The organism is Priestia sp. SRI_019, from assembly GCF_057586255.1.
The window spans coordinates 1-9,161 of the sequence record NZ_JBYCZN010000019.1; the positions used below are offsets into that span (position 1 = coordinate 1).

At 35.2% G+C, this 9,161-nt stretch carries 8 protein-coding genes and 1 pseudogene; all 9 read right to left on the minus strand.

All coding sequences use genetic code 11. The annotated features are described in order from the left end of the window. Window positions 1–1,475: 1,475 nt before the first annotated feature. Entirely contained in the window at window positions 1,476–2,894 is a 1,419-nt protein-coding gene (gene mobV / locus AC2YJL_RS27420) for a MobV family relaxase (RefSeq protein WP_487375081.1), read from the minus strand. A 416-nt stretch (window positions 2,895–3,310) separates the two neighbouring features. Further along, window positions 3,311–3,487: a hypothetical protein gene (locus AC2YJL_RS27425; protein WP_176526498.1), complete on the minus strand. Its 177-nt coding sequence runs from the start codon at window positions 3,485–3,487 to the stop codon at window positions 3,311–3,313. 269 nt (window positions 3,488–3,756) lie between these two features. Further along, window positions 3,757–4,245 carry a hypothetical protein gene (locus AC2YJL_RS27430; protein ID WP_051421160.1) on the minus strand — a complete coding sequence of 163 codons (489 nt, stop codon included), beginning with the start codon at window positions 4,243–4,245 and terminating at the stop codon, window positions 3,757–3,759. A 70-nt stretch (window positions 4,246–4,315) separates the two neighbouring features. Then, the gene (locus AC2YJL_RS27435) at window positions 4,316–5,311 is read right to left on the minus strand and encodes a DUF3231 family protein (RefSeq protein ID WP_487375082.1); all 996 of its coding nucleotides are present in this window, start codon (window positions 5,309–5,311) and stop codon (window positions 4,316–4,318) included. A gap of 186 nt (window positions 5,312–5,497) precedes the next feature. Next, window positions 5,498–5,680, minus strand: coding sequence for a hypothetical protein (locus AC2YJL_RS27440; protein WP_025753634.1), 183 nt, complete (start codon window positions 5,678–5,680; stop codon window positions 5,498–5,500). Window positions 5,681–6,088: 408 nt separating this feature from the next. Beyond that, a complete protein-coding gene (gene arr, locus AC2YJL_RS27445; protein ID WP_098334782.1) occupies window positions 6,089–6,505 on the minus strand; it encodes an NAD(+)--rifampin ADP-ribosyltransferase in 417 nt (138 codons plus the stop codon). 177 nt (window positions 6,506–6,682) lie between these two features. After that, window positions 6,683–7,195: a DUF3967 domain-containing protein gene (locus AC2YJL_RS27450; RefSeq protein WP_028410425.1), complete on the minus strand. Its 513-nt coding sequence runs from the start codon at window positions 7,193–7,195 to the stop codon at window positions 6,683–6,685. Window positions 7,196–7,963: 768 nt separating this feature from the next. Next, complete coding sequence (locus AC2YJL_RS27455) at window positions 7,964–8,602, minus strand: MarR family transcriptional regulator (RefSeq protein WP_028410424.1); 639 nt, start codon at window positions 8,600–8,602, stop codon at window positions 7,964–7,966. 237 nt (window positions 8,603–8,839) lie between these two features. Then, window positions 8,840–9,161, minus strand: a pseudogene (locus AC2YJL_RS27460) (HTH domain-containing protein); the annotation flags it as partial.

The following is a 9,161-nucleotide window of genomic DNA, read 5'->3' on the forward strand; positions in this document are numbered from 1 at the left end:
CGTGATTTCTTTCATCATAATTCCATTTAACATCTTTTTTACCAGCATCATACTAACCTCCACTTTCGTTTTAGAATTATAGTAATAGTATTCAAATGCAAAGTAATATTTCCTGCTATTACTTCGCTATAAAACGAATAATGCAAGTCAACATGAGCAAACTATCCAAGATGCCGTGAGGCATCTACCACTACAAATTCATATTCATATTCCCAAAAGAACAACCTACTGTACAGGAGCAGTAGGTTGTTCTTCGTTATGACGTTTAGTTAACATAAAACCTTTTATCAGAAGTAACAACCTTAGCTTAAAGCAAAATTGATCCTATTTTTTAATAAACAATGTTTCAACAATGCTACAAGATGTTTCATTTTCTATACATAAATGTATCAACTCTTATAGAAGCTATTTCGCATGGTATACTATCGAACAACGACAAAACATTGTATATGCAATATGTTTTGTTCATTTTCTGCATTGAACGAACAAAAAGCCACTGTTTAGGTCCAGTGGCTTTTTTGCTTTCAAAATCGAATATGTTTTTATAATTTGAGCAAACTACTCAAGATGCCAATAGGTGTCATTGGATAAAGTCGTGTAATAAGAAAAAACCACCTTAGAGAGAAGGTGGTTTTTTCTATTTTTAAGCTGTATAAGATATACAAAGGTAGTTAACATAATCACTCTTTCCGGAACACACGACAAAAAGAATCCCTTGCGCCGCAAGGGATTTAAAACAGCCACTTTTATAGCAATATGCATCTTTTTATACATCGTTGATAGAATAGGCATTCTATTGATCAAATCAATTAAAACAATGTATAAGAAGTGCACATTTTATACATATGTACACCTACCAACACATATTTCATTTACCAATAATTACATACGTTTTTAAAATGAATCATCAAATAAAATTTGTTAGTATTGATATTGAGATGATGATCTATTAACGGATTAATCTGTTAAAGAATCAGCAAAAATCCTAACTCTGATTTGCCCATTAGAGTTAGGATTTTTTTTATTATTAAACCTACCCTCTCAAAAAATAACCTACATACGAAAAATATGATAAGGTTAATATCAGACTATTCTTACAAATTTCAACGTAGCAAAAAAGCAATCTCAACCTCCTATGAGAAAGAAGAGGTTGCTTCTTTTGTTTTTAAAACTTGTCATACAAATTTCACTTTTCATCTTCACAACTGAAAAAGTTTGTGATATACTTCACATATAAAGATATCCATGACGAACCAGAACACTCTTGAATGTAAATTGTAAAATAAGAAAAGCTATTTCACTCCGATGCCAATACGATTGAAATAGCTTTTTTTATATGGCTTTAACTATATTTATAGACCAGAAAAACCGTAGTTATAAGCATTCAACAATAAATAAATATCATAACCAGCTACCACTGCAAAAGCAATAAGTAAGAGTATCGTTTTCATTTTACTCAACTTCATATCTCCTTTTTAGCGTTCTAAGTCTTGATCTTTTTGTTTTGATTGTTTTCCAATCCCACGTACGTATTGAAAAAATGAAATCTGTTTCATCTTCTCCACATTCTGATCAATCCAATTTAACGCTTTTTCCTTCCAGGCTTTCAATGTTTTATTCTCTTCTTTTAATTCACGAACCTGCCTATTAGCATAATCAAGGTCTTCTTTTGGCACATAATCCTTTATATAACCAAGATTCATCTTCGTTAAGCTCTCATTCACTTCTTTTTCCTTTACAAGCTCTTTTTTTGTTTTTTCATGTTTCTGCTTCTCAATCATTAAATCATCGCTGAGAGAGCCTATATGAGCTTTATATTGGGTATCTAGTTCTCTCTTAACCTCATCTTTTACATTTTCCTTCTGTTCAGCTGAAAAGTCACGGACAAGCTTCTGGCGCATTTGTTTCTTGGCTTTTTCTACTTGGCCATCTTGATCCGCCACATAAACCTCTAATTCTTGCTTTGTTTCACTTAAATCATGCTTTAATGCTTTATTCTCTTTCTCATAGCGATCCACCTCGTGACTCAATGCATGCGTGCGCTCATGCTCGGCCGCCAATGTTTGCTGCAGCTCTTTTGTTAGGTTCATAAGCTCATAAAAATCTGCTTCTTCCACTTTTACTTTGGAACCCATGACAGTCTTGGCCGCCTCGACTTCAAGAGGTTGGCTACTTAACTCTTCAATACGTCTCTCACTGCGTATCTCAACGGGTGGTGCTGTTTTCATTTCAACAAAACTATCCATCTGTCGAATCTTTTTTTTCATGTAAGCCACTTGTTGATCCAACTGCTTTAGCTCTTTTTCACGTTCTTCTCTCTTAAACTCATGAACACTTTTATGCTGCAGCTCGCTTGGCTCGCCACGCTCAATATCATAGCCACGTTTGTTCATGTAGTTGTGAAAATCATCTTGGATTCTACGAATTTTCGTTTTGCCATGAAAGTACTCTTTCGCCGCCAAGCGCCGATCATCTGTGATCGGAACAAACCCCACGTGCATATGTGGCGTAGCTTCATCGTTATGTACCACGGCATATAACATGTTCTGCTGGCCATACTTACCAGAAATATGATCCAGTGATGCTTCAAAATATTTACGCTGCTCGTCTTGCGACATCGCATGCATATACTCCGGACTGGCCGACACAAAGAACTCTGCCACCAGGACCGCATCATTCCGAATTTTTCGTTTCACACGGGTGGCCGTCATCTTCTTAATTTCTTCATGATACTTAATTTTGTCCTCGTTCACCAAGTCATAGTTGAGCATCGTTCTGGTTGAATCGATGTCTTTATTTTTACTGTTCTCGCCTTCTCGTTGGTTGTGTTTCTGGATCCCCAATATTGCGTCTTTGTGGAACTTTTGCATGCGGATAATCCCATATTTGGCCATCCCTCAATCCCCCGTTTCGACCACTATACTTGGGTCTATCATACCACAACTTTATATTTGGTGTAACGCACTACACCAATTTTTCATCTTCGATAAAATTGGGAGCGCGCTCTACGAGGTGACGGTCGGTGTTCCTCCCTGTGTTTGGCTCCGCCAAAAAGAAAAAAGACATCCTAAACGGATGCCCTTTTTCTTTAAGACCGTGGACGCAGTCCACTACCTGTAAGGGGAACTCTTCCCCTTAACCCCATCTAAAAAACTCCCCCAACCCCCTCACTTTTTGAGGGGGCTCCCTCGCCGGTTGGCGTCAAACAAACGCGTTTGTTTGAGTGCCAAGAGGGTCTTGGTATAGTGACATTGTCAATTCCTTAATGCTCCCTACGGTCCGCTTACCATTGACAATGGCCAAACATTGCTCACTTCTTTTTATTTTTATTTACCTGATCAATTAAAGAAATAAGAGATATGCTTAGTAAAATTAAGCCTATAAAGGTACCATAAGAATTGGGAGTTTCATTGAAAAACATAGGTGATACTACAAAGTTTATTATAAATATAATCATAGCAAGAACAACTAATAATCTATTTGACATTTAAAACACCTCCTATTATTTATTTCTTATCGGCACGATAACAGTCGGTGGAAGAATGGTTATAAATTTTATACCATAATTTATATTCATAACAAAGGCCGCCCATTATGTATCATTATGCGGCGGCCTTTAGTAGTTTCCATTCATTAACTTATTGTTATGGCTCATGATATGCCACCGTTTTTTGTGTGTCATGCTCTGACACGTCATCTTCAAAAATCCTTGCTATTACTGCATTTACGGCGCGACTTGGTGACATACCAACATACTTAATTCTTTCCCTTAAGTCTAATACCGTTAGCAGATGTGAAGTTTTCTTTAATAAATTGAAAACCGTATAAAAGTAGTGATTTTACAAAAAATATGATCATCACTTGAGGACGACTTAATCTTACATATGAAAAGACTCCCAACTTTTTCAGGAAACTTGAAAAAGGAAAAATAAAAAACAAATCTGTAAAGAAATTTACAACTAAATATTTTAAAAAGTGGCCATACGTATATTTTAGAATCCACATAGATCCGATTAAATATTGGCCCCATAATAGTGGCGTTTCTCCTCTTGCTTTTGGAAACAATCGTTCATAAAACCACCACCATTTTCTGTTTTCTGCTATATAACTTTCTAATCGAATTGATAAAGTTATCAATAAACTAGCTGCAAAAAAACGCCGAATCGATTTTTTGCCTAGAAAGGGTAGACTAAGCCAAGGTACAAGCATGATACTCCATAACCAAATTCTTGGATGTTTTGTCACTCTAAGATGCCTCCTATTTAATAAATCATACTTAATGTCTCCTTAGAAAATACAAAATATTAATAGTCAGTTATAATTCTGTTCTATCATTAGCTTGTGGCGGCTTTTCGAGCCATCCTTTTTTAATCATGAGATTTCCCCAAATTGTAGAGACTTTTATATCTCCAAGAATAGCTTCTTCACAACGGCCTATTATATCTATTCTCATGCTTGTTGCCATAGCGTTTGAATAATAGGTCATTCCTAAGTTAAACATAAAACCAGCATGAAATAGTAGTAAACGATTAGAAAAAGGTAACGTCTTAGAATTAGTAACTTCTTTATCTAACAAGCTTGGTGTATGTAGGTTTTCTCCATGTAAAATCGATGAAAAGATATCAATATGCTTGTTTAGCACTTTTAGCCCCTTTTCCATGAAGCTTCTGACTGGTTTGTCAGTAGCTACTTGTTGGAAACCAAGAAGTAAGCCTTTGGCTACAATGCTTTTTCTTAAGTTACCGTAGATATTCCCGGCTTCCATAGAGTTCAACGGCCTCGTTTTTCCTATAATATCCATTGCATATTCTACGCTATCGATTAATTCACTTTGCTTAGATACAAAAAAGTATGGGTCTTTTTCATAAAGCCCTTTGGCCGTCAGAATATCAACAGATTGGTTATAGACGTTCATAGCGTCATTTGTACACTGAAAGTAAAAGTCTCTAATATCTCTTCTGACTGCTCCACTAAAAGATAGCGTATGGCCAGAGAGGCCATGGGTAGTCATATCATGTATGTAATGCAACCAAAATGTATCAGTAAATAACGATTGGGCTTTAGGATTTACGTCTTTATCAGTAAATCCAGTAGGTAAAGGGACTTTTTCTTGTTTTAAAATTTTCTTTACGAATTTTAAATGTTGAGTAGATAGATCCATACAATAATTGAATAGAGAAGCAACTTCTTGATCCTTTGTTGTTTTAACTACGTATTTACTAATGCAAATAGCCATGGTCTCCCTAATATATTGAACCCACAGACTTGTGACTTCCGAAGAGGTCAATCTATTATCATTTTGCTTATTCATATCATTTACCTCCGTAGCAACTAAACCATATCGCTTAGTTTGTCCTGAAAGCATCTATTTATGAAAAGCATTGTATCGGCTGCCGCTTCGCACCCAATACGCTCACTTAACAATAGGTCATAATAACTTGGCCGCCATAACAAATAAAGCAAAAGAATATCCTTTTGCTTTTAAAATAAACATCATTCATTTACACATAGTAGGTTGATCAATAGATAGAATGGGCTGTTCCACTTTGGCATTTGTCATTTGTTCCTGAACGAAAATCCATATAGCAATATTAATAACCACAGCAATCAGTAGAAAACTTTTATTTTTACTAATAAAGTTTTCCTCCTTTGAGTCATAGTCACAGCAAAGGCCACCCATTATGCATCATCCTATAAGGCGGCCTTCATCGTATGTATGCTACATGTATATTCCCACGTTCGTAACAATATTTTTAAAATCTCAATCCCTGCGGCCGCCAAAAAATAAATACAAACAGGAGAAGAAGAGAAAAAACTTCTTAATAGCTACATGATTACTAGCGTAATCAAATGTAACTATTAAAAGTATCTTGAAAATTACAGCTGATTAATTCTTGTTTTTTCAAGAAGCTGACAACGGCCACTGTAATAAGCATAAGACACATATACCATATGCGATATACTATGCTACATAAAAGAAGACACCTTAAAGGTGTCATTTTTTAATGAAACTTTTTTATATCTTATGAAAAACATAGTACATGCCGCTCGTAATATAGGAACTTATATTGTTGTAATAACGTCAGACTCAATCGTATATTACATTTTTTCCTTCTTCACTTAACTTTTTCAAAGACGTAAGCATATAATTTATTTCTTCATCAGAGTGTCTTTCCCATGAACTTAACTCAGCCACTATTTTTAAAGGAGATTTAGATCTATAAGAACGTGTTGGGTTTCCAGGAAACTTTTTGTCAGTTAAATTTGGATCATTTTCAAAATCGCCTAATGGTTCTACAACATAAATTCTCTCTTTTGAATTAGATCTTGCTAACTCAGCACCCCATTTAGCAGCGTTTAATGTTCCAGTAAAATAGATATGGTTAGATTTTTTATCCTGATAATTAGATAAATACAACGGCTCAAGCAGATCTCCAATCTTTAGTTCTGCTTTAGTACCATGAAAAAACGGACCAGGATCTAAGACATTTTTCTTGTCATTCATATAGCCACACCCTTTATACTTTTTGACTTGCGTATAACAGTATAAGGCCGGACATGAGTGAAAAAACAGTCTATAAATAATTTTCAAATAGGGTTATAATTAAAGTAGAGAGTAAGATGTGATCGGAAACAGATCATTTAAATAAAAAAAGACTGCTAAATAATCAGCAGTCTTTTTTTATTTCCAAAATTCCCACCACTTCTTTTTTTCTTGAGCAGCAGCAAGTTGCTTTCTTGTTTCTTGAATTTCACGTATATGACTCATGCTTTGCTGATCCATACGTTCTACTAGCTTTTTATTGAATTCCATCTGTTCTTGTAATTGCTTTTTTATTTCTTCAATACTTTGAGCCATATCATCAATTTTATCTTTGAATTCATGGGCCTGAACGGCCATCTGTGCAGGTTGCATGGGGGGCGTTCCTTGCCGTGCACCATAGCGCTCAACAACTTCTAAAGATGCTACTTCTTTGGTTTTTCTTTGAACTTTTACTATCTGTTTAAATAGTTGTAAAGCGTTTAAGTCATGTTTAGTGAAAGCCCGACTATCGTTCTCGCCTTTAACAAACTTATAACCTGTGGTCTCTAATTGAATACACCACTTTCTTAAAGTACTATCTGACACCTCTAGTTTCTTTGCAACTTCACTAGTCCAATAAGCTGGCTCTTGGCCAAGCTTTGCATCTGACATGCCGTTCCCTCCCGTGCACGCATAGTTATATAAATAGTTATACTTTTCATCTAAAATGTCCTTTAAAGAATAACAAAGAACGCCCCCCATGCACATCATTTTTCTGCTTGCACGGGGGGCGTTCAACCCCATGCAAGCACTGATATATCAGCATTTATAGACTGTTCTATTTTATTAAATCATATCTATATTAAAAACAGATGCATGCCCCCCGTGCATGCCAATGACTCTAATTTCGAGTTATAACTTTACCCGTGCAACCCCCGTTCGTTTTGGGGTGGCGTGCTGGCTAGGGGTTCGGGGACTAGTCCCCGTTTGTGTAATCTATTTTCAGTAAAATTACCAACTATGGCCGTCTGATCTGGCGGTTCGGCAGATATAATGGCCGTCACAAGCCGATCATCTTAAACTTCGTTTTGGGTATGTTCGGCTTGGCGATATAACCAACCCTGCCGAAATTTGAAATGCAAGGAGAAAAGAGTGGAGATTTTTTAAGCGTTTTTCTTAAAAAATACTACTCGAACCTTGTATGGAAAATAGCCATTCTGATTTGTTTTTTCTAACGAAAAAAATATAAAAAGACCCTTGCAATTCTATCAGCGAATTGCTATTTATATAGAGTGAGAAGAGAGAAGTACAAGAATGTTGTTATATCAATGTTTATAGAAGATTAGGTGTTAAAAAAATTTAACACCTGTGTTAAATTTTTTTAACACCTAATTTTATCCAAAACACAAACAAAAAAAAACTGCAAGAGTATTCTTGCAGTTAAAATAGATAAATAGGTAATTTATGTTTCTTTTTGGCTTCCCCAACTTTTATATTTCTAAGAGCTTTTGAAAATATTTGCTGCGTTGCTCTATCTACCTCATCTTTAGGTGCATTACATAAAATATTTGGATTAACAAACCAAGTTCTTGAACTACAAATTCGTCCATCTTCAGTTGTTACTCCTGTTTCTGCTACTCCTAAGATACCTTTATCTAGTAACTCATTCATCATTTTTGATACTGAAGTTCTAGTTTTATTTAACTTCTTTGCTAAATAACTTGGCGAAGCTGCTGATGGTTTACCTTCATCTTCAACGTTCTTCTCAACTATTACATTGGATTTGAACTCAAGAAATCTAGATATCTCAAACAAAAAAGCTTTTTCAGCCTGAGTCAGATAGCCAATTTCACATAGATAATCAATATTTTCAGTGATCATCTGCACAAACTTCACCCCGTCAGTTTTTTTCTTACGTTTACCAATAAAATAATCTTCTCCAGTAGTATTATGTAAAATCTGTAATAACATTTTCTGTTGATCTGCTGACAAACCAACCTCTGCCTGACCAATTAGTTCTTCAATCCTTGAATCTCGTACTCTTGCTTTTTTTTCTGCTTGGTCTAAAGCTTTTTTCACTTAGTATTCCTCCAATTTTCACTGGAAAGAATATAACCCCTTGTGATAGAATGTATCTATAATGAATTCAAAAAAGAAGGTTAATTCCTTCCTAAATAATTTGTAAGAAGAAGTCCTCGGAGTCCGCGAAAACTTGAGGGCTTTTTCTTATGTCTAATTTTCTACCAAATCCTACATTTTTGCAAACCCTATTTGTAAAATGAGCAAGAAAACTCAGATTGCATGTCGTATAGTTTTTTAATCTAATAAACCCTTTTCTTTAAATACTTTTCTTAACGCTTCATTCACCAATTCAGATTTATAACTCTTTGGAACACGATCAATAATACTTAACACATCATCATCAAAATAAAATCCTCGATACACTCGTTTTGAACGTTCTTTTGGATGCTGCAGCAAGATATCAATTGCATCTACTTTGCTAGTAGTTGTACTAGCTTTTGAAGAACTAGCACTAGTGCTTTCACTTTCATTTAAATAGCTAATACTAGCTGCTACTTCGCTGTTAGCTTGCTTTTGTTCTGCCGGCACTTTACTGTTTTTAGAAATAAGAGTACTA

Bases quoted from the DNA above. Each gene is read 5' to 3' on its own strand.
- AC2YJL_RS27425 (WP_176526498.1), bottom strand. From the start codon at position 3,487: ATGTCAAATAGATTATTAGTTGTTCTTGCTATGATTATATTTATAATA.
- AC2YJL_RS27435 (WP_487375082.1), bottom strand. From the start codon at position 5,311: ATGAATAAGCAAAATGATAATAGATTGACCTCTTCGGAAGTCACAAGT.
- AC2YJL_RS27440 (WP_025753634.1), bottom strand. From the start codon at position 5,680: ATGGGTGGCCTTTGCTGTGACTATGACTCAAAGGAGGAAAACTTTATT.
- arr (WP_098334782.1), bottom strand. From the start codon at position 6,505: ATGAATGACAAGAAAAATGTCTTAGATCCTGGTCCGTTTTTTCATGGT.
- AC2YJL_RS27450 (WP_028410425.1), bottom strand. From the start codon at position 7,195: ATGTCAGATGCAAAGCTTGGCCAAGAGCCAGCTTATTGGACTAGTGAA.
- mobV (WP_487375081.1), bottom strand. From the start codon at position 2,894: ATGGCCAAATATGGGATTATCCGCATGCAAAAGTTCCACAAAGACGCA.